The organism is Pseudomonas japonica, assembly GCF_900188455.1.
Lineage (GTDB): Bacteria > Pseudomonadota > Gammaproteobacteria > Pseudomonadales > Pseudomonadaceae > Aquipseudomonas > Aquipseudomonas japonica.
Map to the genome: position 1 here is coordinate 210096 of NZ_FZOL01000005.1, position 14609 is coordinate 224704.

Annotated in this window: 16 protein-coding genes; 9 read left to right on the forward strand and 7 right to left on the reverse strand. The window is 56.7% G+C overall.

Translation table 11 applies throughout. The features are described 5' to 3' along the window. The first annotated feature begins 10 nt into the window (after nucleotides 1-10). Nucleotides 11-340, forward strand: a complete 330-nt coding sequence (locus CHB99_RS08740; protein WP_042120802.1) for a hypothetical protein — start codon at nucleotides 11-13, stop codon at nucleotides 338-340. An 8-nt stretch (nucleotides 341-348) separates the two neighbouring features. On the opposite strand, the gene CHB99_RS08745 is transcribed toward CHB99_RS08740, so the two are convergent. Further along, nucleotides 349-900 (reverse strand): J domain-containing protein, encoded by a 552-nt coding sequence (locus CHB99_RS08745; RefSeq protein WP_042120801.1) that lies wholly within the window; start codon nucleotides 898-900, stop codon nucleotides 349-351. Nucleotides 901-902: 2 nt separating this feature from the next. Next, nucleotides 903-1574, reverse strand: coding sequence for a hypothetical protein (locus tag CHB99_RS08750; protein ID WP_042120929.1), 672 nt, complete (start codon nucleotides 1572-1574; stop codon nucleotides 903-905). Nucleotides 1575-1687: 113 nt separating this feature from the next. Between CHB99_RS08750 and CHB99_RS08755 the strand changes: the two genes are divergently transcribed. From CHB99_RS08755 to CHB99_RS08765, 3 genes are all read left to right on the forward strand, one after another. Continuing rightward, entirely contained in the window at nucleotides 1688-2527 is an 840-nt protein-coding gene (locus tag CHB99_RS08755; protein ID WP_042120800.1) for a hypothetical protein, read from the forward strand. Nucleotides 2528-2529: 2 nt separating this feature from the next. Next, nucleotides 2530-3027 carry an ankyrin repeat domain-containing protein gene (locus CHB99_RS08760; protein ID WP_042120799.1) on the forward strand — a complete coding sequence of 166 codons (498 nt, stop codon included), beginning with the start codon at nucleotides 2530-2532 and terminating at the stop codon, nucleotides 3025-3027. A 126-nt stretch (nucleotides 3028-3153) separates the two neighbouring features. Further along, a complete protein-coding gene (locus CHB99_RS08765; protein ID WP_042120798.1) occupies nucleotides 3154-3684 on the forward strand; it encodes a hypothetical protein in 531 nt (176 codons plus the stop codon). Nucleotides 3685-3977: 293 nt separating this feature from the next. Here CHB99_RS08765 and CHB99_RS08770 read toward each other — a convergent pair whose 3' ends face one another. Continuing rightward, nucleotides 3978-5507 (reverse strand): type IV secretory system conjugative DNA transfer family protein, encoded by a 1530-nt coding sequence (locus CHB99_RS08770; protein WP_042120928.1) that lies wholly within the window; start codon nucleotides 5505-5507, stop codon nucleotides 3978-3980. A gap of 333 nt (nucleotides 5508-5840) precedes the next feature. On the opposite strand from CHB99_RS08770, the gene CHB99_RS08775 reads away from it, so the two are divergent. The 3 genes from CHB99_RS08775 (at nucleotide 5841) to CHB99_RS08785 (ending at nucleotide 8662) form a co-directional block, all read left to right on the forward strand. Next, nucleotides 5841-6047, forward strand: a complete 207-nt coding sequence (locus tag CHB99_RS08775; RefSeq protein WP_042120797.1) for a hypothetical protein — start codon at nucleotides 5841-5843, stop codon at nucleotides 6045-6047. A 678-nt stretch (nucleotides 6048-6725) separates the two neighbouring features. Next, entirely contained in the window at nucleotides 6726-7070 is a 345-nt protein-coding gene (locus CHB99_RS08780) for a hypothetical protein (RefSeq protein ID WP_245655563.1), read from the forward strand. Then, on the forward strand, nucleotides 7067-8662 hold the full coding sequence (locus CHB99_RS08785) for a relaxase/mobilization nuclease domain-containing protein (RefSeq protein ID WP_042120795.1): 1596 nt from the start codon (nucleotides 7067-7069) through the stop codon (nucleotides 8660-8662). Before CHB99_RS08780 ends, CHB99_RS08785 begins: the two co-directional genes overlap by 4 nt. Before the next feature lie 15 nt (nucleotides 8663-8677). Here CHB99_RS08785 and CHB99_RS29505 read toward each other — a convergent pair whose 3' ends face one another. From CHB99_RS29505 to CHB99_RS29925, 3 genes are all read right to left on the reverse strand, one after another. Further along, nucleotides 8678-9262, reverse strand: a complete 585-nt coding sequence (locus tag CHB99_RS29505; protein WP_141137275.1) for a hypothetical protein — start codon at nucleotides 9260-9262, stop codon at nucleotides 8678-8680. 72 nt (nucleotides 9263-9334) lie between these two features. After that, nucleotides 9335-10177, reverse strand: coding sequence for an abortive infection family protein (locus CHB99_RS08790; RefSeq protein ID WP_089266480.1), 843 nt, complete (start codon nucleotides 10175-10177; stop codon nucleotides 9335-9337). Between the two features lie 120 nt (nucleotides 10178-10297). Then, nucleotides 10298-10855 (reverse strand): hypothetical protein, encoded by a 558-nt coding sequence (locus CHB99_RS29925; protein WP_212555908.1) that lies wholly within the window; start codon nucleotides 10853-10855, stop codon nucleotides 10298-10300. A gap of 304 nt (nucleotides 10856-11159) precedes the next feature. Between CHB99_RS29925 and CHB99_RS08800 the strand changes: the two genes are divergently transcribed. Next, complete coding sequence (locus tag CHB99_RS08800) at nucleotides 11160-12749, forward strand: peptide chain release factor 3 (RefSeq protein WP_042120794.1); 1590 nt, start codon at nucleotides 11160-11162, stop codon at nucleotides 12747-12749. Nucleotides 12750-12824: 75 nt separating this feature from the next. Here CHB99_RS08800 and CHB99_RS08805 read toward each other — a convergent pair whose 3' ends face one another. Next, nucleotides 12825-14231, reverse strand: a complete 1407-nt coding sequence (locus tag CHB99_RS08805) for an NAD(P)/FAD-dependent oxidoreductase (protein ID WP_042120792.1) — start codon at nucleotides 14229-14231, stop codon at nucleotides 12825-12827. A gap of 74 nt (nucleotides 14232-14305) precedes the next feature. Here CHB99_RS08805 and CHB99_RS29760 point away from each other — a divergent pair, with 74 nt between their 5' ends. Then, nucleotides 14306-14476: a hypothetical protein gene (locus CHB99_RS29760; RefSeq protein WP_156994707.1), complete on the forward strand. Its 171-nt coding sequence runs from the start codon at nucleotides 14306-14308 to the stop codon at nucleotides 14474-14476. Nucleotides 14477-14609: the final 133 nt, after the last annotated feature.

The following is a 14609-nucleotide window of genomic DNA, read 5'->3' on the forward strand; positions in this document are numbered from 1 at the left end:
GGAGGGTGTCATGGATGAAAGCCTGCCCGTGTCGCTGCGCGACCTCGTATCCGAACCGGATACCGCATGGATAGAACAGCAATTGATGGCGCATTTGCGCGGGCTGGAGCGCCAGGGCCTGCCGCCCCGTACCATCGCCCGCGCGATGGCACGGGTACTGTTTGGGTTCTGCAATGACCTGTATGACCGATCCATCGGCAGCCGTCTGTGGATCAAGAAATTCCTGCAGCAGACGGGACGTGATTTCATCCAGGAGGAAGAATTCACCAGTGACTGCGAAAAACTCTACGACCTGCAGGACAATTTCCTGAAGGACTCTGAACCGCACGGCAGCGCCTGACGAACTGATTACCGCCACTTCTTCGTTTGCTTGATGCAGTCAACAGCATCATTAATCTGCTGCATGAACACATGGTTGGGAAAGCCCTTATCCGGGTGCAGGATCGCTGCCAGCTCACGGTAGCGAGCTTTCAGCTGCGCTTTGTCGAATACCTGATCCTCTGCAAAACCCAGTGCTGCCAGCGCTTGCTCATAGACGCTTTTTTCAGGGGCCGCAGGCCTGTCATTCCTTTCTTTCGAGGGCTCCATTTTCATGTACTGGCGCACAGCGATGGAGAGCTTGTGAACGGCCATGAGACAGGGGCGATACAGACGAAGCCATGTGCCCCAGATCACGCCACCTGCCATTAATACGGCTCCGCAGATCAGGGACTTCACGAACAGCCCTAGTCGCGTCGTGCCCCGCATCATCTGCTGCAGAGACCATCCGATGAAAATCACCACCTGGCGGATCAGGGCTTCCGCCAGCCAGAAGATGTAGCTGAAGACTATCCAGGCGAGAATCATCACGACAATGTCAGTCGTCACAATTTTTGCGTAATGCAGAAATGTGTCAATCATGACTAAAGCCCTCCAGGGGAGTGATGCCAGTCGGCATCGACATGCGGGTTATTGCCCGCACCAAGACGTTTTGCTTCCTGTTCCAGTTGGCGGTCGCAGTACTGCAACCGCGCCACGACAGCTGCTGCCCGCTGCCTTCCATAGATACTCAGCAGATCCACACGGTGCCCGGCATAGACCATCACCACATGGAAGGAGTCGCCGTAATAGACAGGCATCTGCACGACCTGGCCCTGCGTGGCAGCAAAGCGCGTATCCAGCTCATTGCGCCGTCGTTCGCGCTCTGCCTGATCGTGCGGCAGCAATGCGAAACAATGCTCCAGGCAGCGGTCAAAGCGCGCCCAGCCCAGCACACGCTTTACCCGGATCGAATCCAGGCTCAACTCAATCTGCGTGGTGGTCTTAAGCGCTTCGCGGGCCGCAAAGCGCAGGGCCCAACTGGCAAGGGCTGCACTTCCAAAAGCCGCCACGAGCACAGATAAATCCGGATGCCGCCAGTCGGATATCGCCGTCATGCTGGCGACCATCAGTCCCAGCCCCAGAGCGCTGCTGATGCCATCGGCGAGCTTTGCCCGGAAAGGGGTGATCTCCCGCGGCATCACCCGGAATGCCAGCCGACCGGCTTCGTCGGTCAGTGCGCGGGTGGGCGGGTTTCCGCTCAGAGGGCTTTTCATCGGGGAGCGCATGGCAATCGCCTCAACTGATGTCTTTAGGCGCTACGCTGACATATCAGCAGTGACGGCTTTCCTCGCGGATTCCTCGCGTCCGCCAGATAGAGGGGAGGGATATGGGCGTTGATGAGATCGAATTCAGCGACTGGCAGATAGAGAAGTTGCGTTCGGCCCTGCGCCGCTATCGCAGCCTCAACAAACATGGCGGGCGATTTCCGTCCTGGCGTCAGGTGCGCGATGACATCACGAGCTCGGTATCCAACGAGGATAAGTATAAGGAAGACGATGCCGAGCTTGCCTTTAAAGTAGAGGCCCTGCGTCGCTTCGCCGAAAATATCAGTAATGCCCTGAGCGTTGAGCGCCTGCGCGATGTTGCACGGTTTGTGCTTGATGAGGAGTTGCTCACCGCTGAAGATATTCGGGAAGACCGACAGGATCTGGCGGCTTTCCTCGCCATGCACGAATACTTCGCCAATGACTACGAGGGCGTACCTAATCTCGTATCGGCGTTCTCAGGAGTATTCACCTTCAAAGCGCCTCCAAACGCTACCATAACCCTGTACCTGACTCCCGATACCTCCGGCAAGTACGTGCGGGTCGAGGAGGTTGTACGGACCGAGCAGGTAGCCGAGCGTGAAAATGCACAGAGGCGATATCCCCATCGCCGCCCCAGGGACAGCGAGTTCGTCAGGACAACCAGCCGAAAGGGTTTTGGATTCCCGATTACGCGCCTCAACATTCTTCACGTCTTTTTGGACGGTGCCACTCCTGGCGACCGCATGACATACATCCAGGCTGGTGAGCTGCATGATGGCTCCACAGCAGAAGGTTTCTTCCTTATGCGTAACGGAGAGGCAACAGGCCGGGATCAATGGGCACGGGACATCTATTACGAGGAACCCGTCATCCTGCCCAATATCTGCCGCTTCGCTCCCGAACAGATGGAGGAGCGTTAGCCATGGCCGAAGACGAAAAGAAACAGGCCGCGCCGCTACAACTGCCCACCCGCGAAGCGCTCCGGGATCTTTATGGGTTCAAGCCAGAGGAGTTTTCTAAACGACTGTTCCCTGATGACGAGCAGGATTCATGGCTCGTTGATCGAGAGTCCAACGCCGCCCTTATGGCGGCATCGGAGAAGGTCAGAGAGCAGGAATTCATCACCAACGTGAAGGCCGGAAAGGCCAGCAACGTGGAGCGCAGCATCCAACTTGGTATCAATGTAAACGTCCAGGACAAATTTGGGATGACAGCACTCCACTACGCGGCGGCGACAGGTTTTCGGCCCTGTGTCCGACTGCTGGTGAACAGCGGCAAATGCGACTACCTGCTCCAGGACAATAAAGGCCGTCTTGCATCCGAACTGGCTTACGAGTGGGGAAGGGATTATGCCGTGGGGCTCCTTCTGCAGAAAAAGGAAGCTAGACTGATTCATGAGCGCGAGGCGGGATCTCTGTAGAGAAGCCCTGACCGCTTGTGAGTATTCTGTTTAGATTCGGCTTTCAATGCTCGTAGAGGTAGCATGCAGTGACGTACCAAAAGCCTTGCTTTTACATGCTCAAGTGATTGGGAGGACGAAAAAGGTATGGATAACGAAAGCCTATCCGAACAGCGCAGCATGTTGGCGGGGTTAGGGTGGCTGTTTGTAATATTGTCTATATTCTTTTATGTCATAAGTCTGGATAGCGTCCTCTTTTGCGGTATCAAAGGCGATATATACAAGTGGCTTAATATCGCTTTAGGTATCTCTTGGGATAATGTACAGGATGGTAATAAGTTATGGTTATCTATATCTCTATCGTTTAGGGTTCTATTGACTGTCGGGCCAGCGATTGGTATTTTTTGGGTGGCGATACACATTCTTGGAGAAAGAGGAGATGCGATGAAACTTGCAGATGCTTTTGCAGAAAGAGATGCTGAGATAAAATTGTTAATTAAAAACAATTTTCTCAGATTTATTTCTCCTGAGAAAAGGGAGGAGTATTTGAAGGATATTGATAAAGAGTTGCGGCAAATATTCAACGCTTCTGATGAGGACTTCAAAGAGAGTCTGGAGATAATTTACGGAGTAGAGAAGTCACGTAAAATACTTGATCACTTGAAGGCTGATATATAAAGAGGGCTCTATTATGAATCGGCTGTCAGCTGATCAGTTGCCTCAAGAAACCCAGGGCTTTATTGATGAGTATGTGTGCGAGCTAAAAAGTAGACAAAAAAGTTTAGCTAATGAAAAAATAATAGAACTTATACAGAGGTATGTTAGGTGGTTTAAGCCAAAGCCAACAGAAGGCCAGCTAAGTAATTATTTTATTTCAAGAGGCCTGTTTGTATGATTTTATATTTAATCTTACGCAGTCCCCTACCTTGTGGGCAAGGGAATACCGTCCACTTTGGTCTGATGCGGCACGTTTAAAGGTATGGAGCTAGCGCGCCATCTTTCTGGTGCCAGATCACCCGCTGCAACATCATCGGGTGACGGCCCGCCCACAGAATCAACTGGCGTTGCAGAGGATCATGGCGTGCGAAATGACGCCTGATCTCATCAGGGGTCAGCAGGTCATGAAGCTCAATCGCCTCCGAGCGCCCGGATAATCCCTTACTCTGCTGGTCCTGCGCCACTTCACCCATGCGCGCGACTTCCACCTGGGTTTTTCCGAGCAATTTGGAGATGTATTCGGTCGTCGCCAGATCGTTGTTGCCGAAGAACTGCATGATGCCTGCGTTACCGGCGAAGGTTTCCCAGCGTTCGCCATAGAGTGCCTTGCCCTGGCTCCAATCCTGCAGGATCACCCAGAGTTTCACGCCGAAGGATGCAATCAGGCCTGAAGCCGTTTCCAGTTGCTTCATGTAGCCCAGCACCGGGAACTCATCGAGGCACGCCAGCACAGGGGCGGGCGGTACAGCCTTTTCACTCTCCATGGCATCGAGCAGCTGGTTCACGAATATCCGCATCCAGCGCCTTGCAATCTCGATGCGGGTAGCCGGGAAGCATAGATAAATGCTGACACCGCCCGGTTTGTTCTTCAGCTCCGCGAGATCGAAATCATGGTCTTTTAAGACCTGCCGAAAGGCTGAGTAGTCGAGAAACTTGGTATGCCGGTTTACAGTGGAGTGGACGCTGCTGAGCTCATTGCCGCGCTTGCCGTAGAAATCGAGCGCTGCCGCCATCAGCGCGCTGCCGATGTCCTCCGTCTCCGGGACGTCCATCAGTTCATATGCATTGCCCATCATCTCGTCATGGAGCAAAGGCATGCTGGGCGCTGATTCCTCCTCCTCATCAGCCTGCTCTTTCCACAGGGCCCGCTTAATCAGCTCCCGCACCTTGATAAGGTGACGGTCGCCATCATGCTGCGCTGCCGTCGCGACATGAACAATCACACCCTCTATGAAGTTCTTTGCGGACTCGTCCCAGTGAGGATCTTTCTGATCCGCTGACTGCACAACAATCGACTCGGCAATCAGCGCGGCATCTTCCAGAAAGGTCAGGCTGCCAAGGGTGAGAACACTCATCGGATTAAAAGATGCCCGGAACGAAGAGGTCTCTTTGCTGGAGACCCCGAAGGGGTCGACGACATAGATTTTTTGCCCCAGGGCTGCCCGCTTGCTGGCGGTGATACTGGCAAGCTCGCCCTTGGGATCGGTCGCGATAATGCTGCCGGGATAAAAGAACAGGTTGCTGATAAGGCCGACCGATTTGCCGGAGCGTGATCCCGCCACAGTCAGGATGTGGCGGTCGTCCTCAATCCCGATCAGTTGCTCGCCCAGGGCTCCGATCAGTACTTTCTTTCCCGGTTTGCGCGGGTCATACGCCAGTATGCTGCTCGCTGCTATTTCTTCGAGCTTCATCCAGCGCGCCTGCGGTACTTTCTGCTCACGCAAGGGGCGGGTGGAGTCGCCGCGTGGAACGTCTCGCATGAATTCCTTGAAGAAATCGCTCATGGCTTGGGCCTCGCCACAGATGTCCATAGAGCATGGCATACAGGCGTATGCAGACACTTTTTGCGGCGCTGATTTTCCGCTCTACGGTTGGGGTGTGTTCTCGACGCTCCTGGTCCTGAAGCTGCGTTTATTCCTGCTCATAAGCCTTAATCCCTTAGTCAGCCTTCGCCGATGCCTTGCCAGCGTATCAATGGGCGGCCCGCACCAGCCTGCACTTAATCGGGCGTTGCCCTGGTGCAGGCCCGTGTTGCCCATGACACGTCGGCGTCTGCTGACTACTGGGGGCTTGTCGCTGGAATAAACCAGCCTCAAAGCAAAATCAGGAGCTAAACCATGAGCACCAAATCCACCAATGAATCCCGTAAACCCGGCTTTGTGGCAAAGACCCGGAAAGGCACAGGCGAGCACGCCGTCTATGAACGCATCGGCGTCGCCTGGAAAAATGCCGATGGCTCGTTTTACATCAAGCTCGCGGGCACGCAGGTCGTCTCCGACTTCATGCTCTATGAAATCGAAAGCACAGAAGCACCTGCTGATTAGCAGAAGCGAATTCATCACCACACAGACGGGCTCACAAGGCCCGTCTTTTTTTGCAATCCGTATCAGTCCGCCACAGTCTGTTTCGATCCCGGCACTACGCATCCGTACAGGTGCAGCGCTGTACGTTATGCGCCGGGACTTATTGGTACCCATACGCACGTTGCCGTGCTATGGAAGACACATCTGAACAGCATCAGGAAAGGTGAGACCGCATCAGCGGCTCGCTCTTTTAGAAAATATTCATACTCCCAGCCATACACTGGTCTCATGGGCCAGCAGCGAACGAAGTGAGCACAAGGTGTGCGTGGTAGTACCACGCCCACCTTGCGTGGGGACTTCCAGTCCCCCGCGAACCCCCCTGGGAATCCCTAGGCTCCAAAGTTCTTGTGGAACTTTGTCACCAAGGGATTAGGGCGCAACGTGTCGTCGTTGCATCGCGATCAGAGGAGACTTCGGCTCTCCTCTGAACTCCATCGAGCAAAGGGCACTTCGTAGCCCCTTGCGACCCTCGATTAAGGACTTTCGCGTCCTTAAAACCACGACCGGGAATTCGGCCCGGTGCCGACCAAAAGGAGATGTCAGCTCTCCCTTTGGAATCCCATCGACCAGTAGCGCGAAGCTGACCGCGCGAGGAAATCGAGAGGAAAGAGGAACTGCCTGCGAGCATATGTTGATGGCATGACCAGACGAACGAAAAAACGCCCTGCGCCGATCTCCTACCGCCCGCCTGAGCGGCTGCGTGAGGAGTTTCATTTGCGCGTGACGCACTCTGGTCAGTCGATCAACGCGTTCATCACCGAAGCCGTGTTCGGGCAGGCCATACCACGCGCCAGACCCATCTCATCCCTGGAGCGCAAGCTTGCGGCCATGCTGCTCTCGCAGGCTGCCCGGATTAACGACCGGCTGGCGCAGGCATGCGGTGAGCCCGACGCGGGCCATCTGGAGCAGTTGCTTCAGGAGTGTCGTGACGAACTCACTGAAATCCGCAGCTATCTCATGCTCGTGCTGGGGAGGGACCCATGATCCCTTTTGCCTCGCAGCGCGGCAGTGGACAGGACCTGGCAACGCATCTCCTGAATGCTTACGACAATGAGCTGGCTGAGGTCGCCGATCTGCGTGGCGCAATTGCAGGCGACCTGCACGGTGCCTTCAAGGAATGGCAGGTGCAGGCCGAGACACTGACCCGCTGTGAGAATTATCTCTACAGCCTCTCGATCAACCCCGATCCCGCGCAGGGGCCGCTCACCCGCGACCAGTACATGGATTACATCTGTCGCGCCGAAGACACACTGGGTCTGGGTGACCAGCCGCGCGCTATCGTCTTCCACATCAAGGATGGCCGTGAGCATTGCCACGTCGTCTGGTCGCGGATCGACGCCGATCATGAGAAGGCCGTTCACCTGGCCTTCGACCGCGACAAGCTGATGCGGGTGACCAGGGTCTTTGCTCGCGATCACGGCCTGACGCTCCCGTCCGGTTATGAGAAATCCCGGAACGCGGGCCAGCTCTCGCTCTATGAGCGGGCACAACTGCAGCGCACAGGCCTCTCCCTGGACGACCACAGGCGGCAGGTTACCGAGGCCTGGCATCAGAGTGATAATGCTCGCACGTTCGTTCATGCCTTAAGCGAACGGGGCTACATGCTGGCCACGGGTAATCGGCCCTATGTGCTGGTTGATCTCTACGGCAACGTGAATGCGCTGCCCCGGCTGATCGACGACAAGTCCATCCGCACCAAGGACATCCGGACTTTCCTGGAGAAGGAATTCCCTCCTGAAGCGTTACCTGCCGTGGAGGAGGCGCAGAAACTCGTGGCCGACCACCGCAAGCAGGTCGAGCGGTCGGTACGGGAGGATGAGTACGCCGACAAGCTTGCCGAACTCAAACAGGCCCAAGAGGAGCGGCGGCATGTGCTGGAGCAGCAGCGCGAAGCTCTCAGATACCGCCAACATGCCCTGCGCCTGGCGCAGCAGGCCAAGCACCGGGCCGAGCGGAACAAACTGCGTGCTGGTCATGTTGCCCTGATGAAACAGGTGCGCCAGGATCGCTATGAGCACCGGCCCACCGGCCTGGCTGAATTCCTGGGGCGGGTCAGTGGCGTAAATTTCCTGCGGCACAAGTTCCACCACTATCAGGATACGAAGCGCCTGCGGGCTTATCTCGATCAGCACACTCAACTGAAATCCCGCCAGTCCCAGGAGGCCAGAGCGCTGGCGTTACGGCTCAAGCTTCAAGGGGCGAACATCGAGCGCCAGTACAAGTCACTCGAAAAGGTGGATAAACGGGAGTTCGCCGCGTTCATGCGCGACCTGCAATGCGCACAGCGCATCCGGGCACGCGGGAAAGACGGTGCCATGCCGTCGCTGGTTCAGATTCATCCAGGGCGCAGGCGCTCAACCGGCAGGGGCACAGTGCCCGATGTCATGGCCGCTTTCGAGCAGGCGCGTCACGCGCCGCGCAGCCCGTTCCCGGATGTGATGGCAGCGTTTGAGCGGGCCACCGCCGTGTTCCGCAAGGAGAGACAGGAACAGCGTGAAGGCGAGGGGCCAGAGAAATCCCGACCGCTGATGCCATCGCGTCACCGCAAGGGCCATGAGCCTGACCGGGAACGGTAATCGCGGCGTAATTTGTTAAAGCGTTGCGCGGATCTCTGCAATATAGTCATCAACTGATTTTGGCAGTATTGCATCATTAATTCTTAATATCGCTCTCAGTAGATATTCCCGTATTCCCGAGCGAACTTTTTTATCTCCAGACTTCTCAACAGCCATTTTTACGTCTTGAAGAATAAGGGCAATATTTTCACAGTCCTTTGCATTAAATTTTCTGTCGTAACCTATGTCGTCGATTACCCAGTTGTCGTGAGGTTTATTTTTGGGTGAGCAAGGGCATGTGGAAAATCTTTCACCTTGATAAAGCTGCTCCCCGGCCCATGCAAAACGCTCATCCTGATAAGGAATTGAAATCCCATACCGGTTTGTGGTGGGATACCATTCATGCTTTGGGTTTTCGCAGCTTGCGTATCTGGTGACAATGTAGACCCCTAGGTCTTTGGCGAGTAAGACGTATTTATCTAGCAGTGAGTCCAGACGGCTTTTGGTTAACCAGTTTGGGTTGGTGTCGTCCCAGCTATAGTATCCGTTGGAGTTTTCAACGCCGGAAATACTCTTCAGTATTTCATCTCTAAGGGCTATATAGAATTCAATTTTCGTCATTGTGCGCTCCCTTTCTTGACATTGCCCGAAAACAACTGGTCGATTTAATTCGTAGCTAAAGTTCAGTAGAAGTCACTTGTGCGGTGCTTTCCGGCTTCTCTCATCCCAAGTTTCTAGGACAAATGCGGCAATCGTGTGTGCCGAATGAATTGCCAATTTTGCATGGCGCGGCTTGATGTTGTACGGTTTTTTTCCTGCTCCATGTGCAGAGCTGGCATGTGTCCGCAATGCACCGATACCGTTGACCGTTGCCATTATCCCGCTGACAATTTCTTGCAGGTCGCGCTCTTCCAAAATAGATGCATCTAACCCCAAGTCGGCTCTGACGATCTTCCAGACAGATTGTAGATCCTGCTTGGAAGGCAGAGTCAGGTGAGAGTGCTCTTCAATATAGACTTTAAAAACTGACTCCAGAATATTACAGGCGGCTGAAATCGCCTCGCGAGGACTGGACTCGACATTTTTAATAGCTCTTTCGAATTCGAAGTCCAACGCTTGGATGTTTCGGTTTTTTATGAGTTCAGAGAGTGTTTTTGTTGCAAGGCCTTCACCTTTAGAAAGCACGCCGCCTGGAGAGTATGCGAGTCCAGCACGCTCCAGAGCCTTCTTTATATTAGATACTCGTTTCTTCTTGGCGTCGATTTGTTCCTGATTTACCCAAAAGGAGGTTTCCTCGGTTATTTCGTCCATGTATTTTTCAATGATGCGTCCCAAAACAAGCAGACGATCTATGCCATTTTCTTTGTTTATCCGTCGCAACCACTCTAGTGCCTTAGCCGCTTTGCTTCCATCAGGCGGCTCTCCAGGCGCATCTGCGTACATGAATAAGCTGTCAAGGCTTGCATGAGTCTCAGACTCTGCAACCGTGTCCGCAATTGCTGAGATCAAATAAGATGGTATGTTGTAATTTTCCATGGACAATCCTATATGGGGTTCCTGAGTCTCTTAATAGCAGGCGGTGTGTCGGGAGCATAACGTTCCGAACCACACTCGGTCGGCGAGTAGCATGAATTTTCTTATGGGTTATGCGACTCGTCAGTTTCTTTTGTATGCACCTGTCCGAATTCGCCTGTCAATCTCGCGCTCTACTGCTCCCAGTGCATAAGCTTTATTGCCGCCAGGAATCGAGGCTACGACGGAGTGGCCACAGTTTTCACATATGAAATTTGTTTTCTTTTCTTCGTATGAAAACCTTTGGCAAGAGCTGTCGTCATAAACAAGCGTGGCTTCGCATCGCGGGCAATAGCACCAGGGATCAAATATCCGATTAGAAATCCATTGCCAACGCCATTTTGCCCCGTACATGGAGTCTTCGATATATGAGTGATACTCGGGTTTGGCTGGTTCGCCCTTAAGCCTGAAAAAAATGCTGGCCGCGCCTATGAGAGCGAATAAGAAAACGATAATCCATACCCAGCCTGGCAACGCATATGAGGCCATCAGGCTGGTCCAGCACCAGGTCAAGCCAGACCATACCCAGGAAAGAAACTTTACTGAATATGCCCTTGCATCCGGTATTGCCAGCAAAACAATGCCAGCAATTACAGAAGCAATTGTGGCATTACGAATTGATGTGAATGAACTCTCGCTCATGCTTCTCCCCGAGCTGTGCGTTAATGTTGTCGTACAACTGTCCTTGTCACCCTGCAAGCGCTTATCAAGCCAGACGACAACGTAGCAACCTCTGCTAGCCAAAAATGCGACATGGGTGGCTGTGCAAATCCGACGCTACCAATTCGCCACTAGCCCGTCCAGTAAGGGCTCAGGGCTCATGCCGTGGGCGTTTGGAGGTGCTTTTTGTTACAATGCGCGATTTCCTGCGCTGGCCTCTAGCAATTGGCCAAGGGCACCTTTTCAGCTGTGTACATAACAGCGTACACAATCGAGATCCAGAACGATGTCCGACAGCAAAATTGTCAACGAAGTCAACAGCAGACGCACGTTTGCCATCATTTCCCACCCCGACGCCGGTAAGACCACCATCACCGAGAAGCTTCTGCTGATGGGCAAGGCGATCGCCGTCGCCGGTACGGTGAAGTCGCGCAAGTCCGATCGCCATGCCACTTCCGACTGGATGGAAATGGAGAAGCAGCGTGGTATCTCCATCACGACCTCGGTGATGCAGTTCCCCTACCGCGAGCACATGATCAACCTGCTCGACACCCCGGGCCACGAAGACTTTTCGGAAGACACCTACCGCACCCTGACCGCCGTGGACTCGGCGCTGATGGTGCTCGACGGCGGTAAGGGCGTCGAGCCGCGGACCATCGCCCTGATGGACGTCTGCCGCCTGCGCGATACGCCGATCGTCAGCTTCATCAACAAACTCGACCGCGATATCCGCGACCCGATCGAACTGCTCGACGAGATCGAGGCGGTACTGAAGATCAAGGCCGCGCCGATCACCTGGCCGATCGGTTGCTACAAGGACTTCAAGGGTGTCTACCACCTGGCCGAGGACTACATCGTGGTCTACACCCCGGGCCATGGTCACGAGCGCACCGAAGCCAAGATCATCGAGAAGCTGGATTCCGACGAGGCCCGCGCGCACCTGGGCGACCAGTACGACGGCTTCGTCGAGCAGCTTGAGCTGGTGCAGGGCGCCTGCCACGAGTTCGATCAGGACGAGTTCCTCAATGGTCAGCTGACCCCGGTGTTCTTCGGTACCGCGCTGGGCAACTTCGGTGTCGATCACGTCCTCGACGCCGTGGTCGACTGGGCGCCGCGCCCGCTGGCCCGGGTCGCTCACGAGCGTACCGTGGAGCCGGTTGAAGAGAAGTTCAGCGGCTTCGTGTTCAAGATCCAGGCGAACATGGACCCCAAGCACCGCGACCGCATCGCCTTCATGCGCATCTGCTCGGGCCGCTACGAGAAGGGCATGAAGATGCGCCACGTGCGCACCGGCAAGGACCTGCGCATCGGCGACGCACTGACCTTCTTCTCCTCCGAGCGTGAGCAGCTGGAAGAGGCGTGGGCGGGCGACATCATCGGCCTGCACAACCACGGCACCATCCAGATCGGCGACACCTTCACCGAAGGCGAGAGCCTGGGCTTCACCGGTATCCCGCACTTCGCCCCGGAACTGTTCCGCCGCGTGCGCCTGAAGGACCCGCTGAAATCCAAGCAACTGCGCCAGGGCCTGCAGCAGCTGGCGGAAGAGGGCGCGACCCAGGTGTTCTTCCCCGAGCGCAGCAACGACATCATCCTCGGCGCCGTCGGTGTGCTGCAGTTCGATGTGGTCGCCAGCCGCCTGAAAGAGGAATACAAGGTCGAGTGCGCCTACGAGCCGATCACCGTCTGGTCGGCGCGCTGGATTGCCTGCGATGACAAGAAGAAGCTGGAAGACTTCAAGACCAAGGCGATGGAAAACCTCGCGGTGGATGGCGGTGGTCACCTGACCTACCTGGCGCCGACCCGGGTCAACCTGTCGCTGATGGAAGAGCGCTGGCCGGATGTGAAATTCCGCGCTACTCGCGAGCACCACTAAGCTCGATTTCTCGCTGTAGGAGCTGGCTTGCCTGGGAATCGAATAGCCAGCAGGCGGGTTCCTCCTGGTCCGGATTCACTTCATGAAGCCCTGCATGAAGTCCGCCAGCCCGCTGGCCATGCGCCGGCGCCAGGGCGGGCTGGCGGGGCTGGCGAGGGTGCGGTCCTCGAAGACGAAGCTCTGGATGATGGCGTTGTAGCCCAGCCAGCGGCACGGCTCCGGCGGCCAACTGGCGAGACTGGACAGCGCCCGGTTGTCGTGGACCCAGGGCTGCGCCGTGAGGGCGTTGTGCTGGCCGAGGATCAGCGCGGCAAGGGTGCGTCCGCCCAGGTTGGTGGCGCCGACCCCTTCACCACCGTAGCCGCCGGACAGGGCGATGCCGCGCTGGCGATCGCAGAGCATGTGCGGGCGGAAACGCCGTGCCATGCCCAGGTTGCCGCCCCAGGAATGGGTGATGCGCACGTTCTTCAGTTGCGGGAACAGTTCGCCGAACAGGTAGCGGCGCAGGTCGACTTCGGCGGACGTGAGGCTGAAGTCCTCGCGCAGGCGCCCACCGAAGCGATAGCCGCCACGGGCGCCGAACATCAGGCGGTTGTCGCGGGTGCGCTGGCCATAGGTGACCTGGCGGCTGTTCTCGCTGAACGCCTGGCCTTCGCGCAGGCCGATTTCATTCCAGACCGACTCCGCCAGTGGCTCGGTCGCCACCAGCAGGCTCTGCACCGGTAACTGATGCTTGCCCAGTGGCGGCAGGCTGGCGGCGTAGCCTTCCACGGCGGGCACCACCCAGTGGCTGCGGATCGTCGCTTGCGGGGTGCGGACCTGGCCGGGATGCCAGTCGATGGCCGGGGTGTCTTCGTAAATCTTCACGCCCAGGCGCTCCACCGCCCGGGCCAGGCCACGGACCAGTTTCGCCGGCTGGAGGGTCGCGGTGTGCGGGCTGAAGATCGCGCCGTAGGCAGTGCTGACCCGCAACTGGCCCTCCAGTTCCTCGGGACGCAGCCAGCGATAGTCATCGGCGCTCATGCCCTGGCGGTACAGGTCGTCGAGCCAGGCGCGCAGGCTTCGTTCCTGCTCCGGGTAGCGCGCCGCGCAATACAGCACGCCGCCCTTGCGGTAGTCGCAGTCGATACCTTCGCGGTCCAGCACGCGACGGACTTCATCGGGGATGTCGTGGAGCAGGTCGATGCTGGCACGGCGTTGCTGCGGGGAGAGGCTGGCGAGCAGGCGATCGTCGCCGAGCAGGTTGCCCATCAGCCAGCCGCCGTTGCGCCCGGAGGCGCCGAAGCCGGCGAATTTCGCCTCGATGATGGCGATATTCAGGTGGGGCGCCTGCTGTTTGAGGTAATACGCGGTCCACAGGCCGGTGTAGCCAGCGCCGATGATGCAGACATCGACATCGAGGTCCTGGCTCAATGCTGGGCGTGGCTCGATCGATTCGTCGAGCTGGTCCATCCAGAGGCTGATCGTGCGCCAGGCTTGCATCGGGTACTGCTCCACATCCGCGAAAAGGTCTGGCGTCGATCCTAATCGAGGTAGGGCCGCTGGCGCTGGAAATAGTGTTCCAGGTCCTGGGCCATGGGGATCAACTGGCCAGGGCGGCGGCATGGGCTTCGCTGTGGACCTTCGTCGCGCCGCTGTGCGGGGCATTCTTCGCCAGTCTTGCGGCACTCTGGGGTGGTCGTCAGCGGGATCGGGTGATTATCCTGATCGCGCTGTTCGTGCACTGATCCAATTGGGGCCGCTTTGCGGCCCTTTCGCGGGCAAGCCACGCTCCTACGCAGGAACGTGGCGCCCACCCCGTAGGAGCGTGGCTTGCCCGCGAAGGCCTGCAAAGCAGGCCCGAATCAGGCGACACCAACC

What these genes read in the sequence shown, in the direction of transcription:
- CHB99_RS08740 (WP_042120802.1), top strand. Translation starts at nt 11, where the DNA reads ATGGATGAAAGCCTGCCCGTGTCGCTGCGCGACCTCGTATCCGAACCG.
- CHB99_RS08745 (WP_042120801.1), bottom strand. Translation starts at nt 900, where the DNA reads ATGATTGACACATTTCTGCATTACGCAAAAATTGTGACGACTGACATT.
- CHB99_RS08750 (WP_042120929.1), bottom strand. Translation starts at nt 1,574, where the DNA reads ATGAAAAGCCCTCTGAGCGGAAACCCGCCCACCCGCGCACTGACCGAC.
- CHB99_RS08755 (WP_042120800.1), top strand. Translation starts at nt 1,688, where the DNA reads ATGGGCGTTGATGAGATCGAATTCAGCGACTGGCAGATAGAGAAGTTG.
- CHB99_RS08760 (WP_042120799.1), top strand. Translation starts at nt 2,530, where the DNA reads ATGGCCGAAGACGAAAAGAAACAGGCCGCGCCGCTACAACTGCCCACC.
- CHB99_RS08765 (WP_042120798.1), top strand. Translation starts at nt 3,154, where the DNA reads ATGGATAACGAAAGCCTATCCGAACAGCGCAGCATGTTGGCGGGGTTA.
- CHB99_RS08770 (WP_042120928.1), bottom strand. Translation starts at nt 5,507, where the DNA reads ATGAGCGATTTCTTCAAGGAATTCATGCGAGACGTTCCACGCGGCGAC.
- CHB99_RS08775 (WP_042120797.1), top strand. Translation starts at nt 5,841, where the DNA reads ATGAGCACCAAATCCACCAATGAATCCCGTAAACCCGGCTTTGTGGCA.
- CHB99_RS08780 (WP_245655563.1), top strand. Translation starts at nt 6,726, where the DNA reads ATGACCAGACGAACGAAAAAACGCCCTGCGCCGATCTCCTACCGCCCG.
- CHB99_RS08785 (WP_042120795.1), top strand. Translation starts at nt 7,067, where the DNA reads ATGATCCCTTTTGCCTCGCAGCGCGGCAGTGGACAGGACCTGGCAACG.
- CHB99_RS29505 (WP_141137275.1), bottom strand. Translation starts at nt 9,262, where the DNA reads ATGACGAAAATTGAATTCTATATAGCCCTTAGAGATGAAATACTGAAG.
- CHB99_RS08790 (WP_089266480.1), bottom strand. Translation starts at nt 10,177, where the DNA reads ATGGAAAATTACAACATACCATCTTATTTGATCTCAGCAATTGCGGAC.
- CHB99_RS29925 (WP_212555908.1), bottom strand. Translation starts at nt 10,855, where the DNA reads ATGAGCGAGAGTTCATTCACATCAATTCGTAATGCCACAATTGCTTCT.
- CHB99_RS08800 (WP_042120794.1), top strand. Translation starts at nt 11,160, where the DNA reads ATGTCCGACAGCAAAATTGTCAACGAAGTCAACAGCAGACGCACGTTT.
- CHB99_RS08805 (WP_042120792.1), bottom strand. Translation starts at nt 14,231, where the DNA reads ATGCAAGCCTGGCGCACGATCAGCCTCTGGATGGACCAGCTCGACGAA.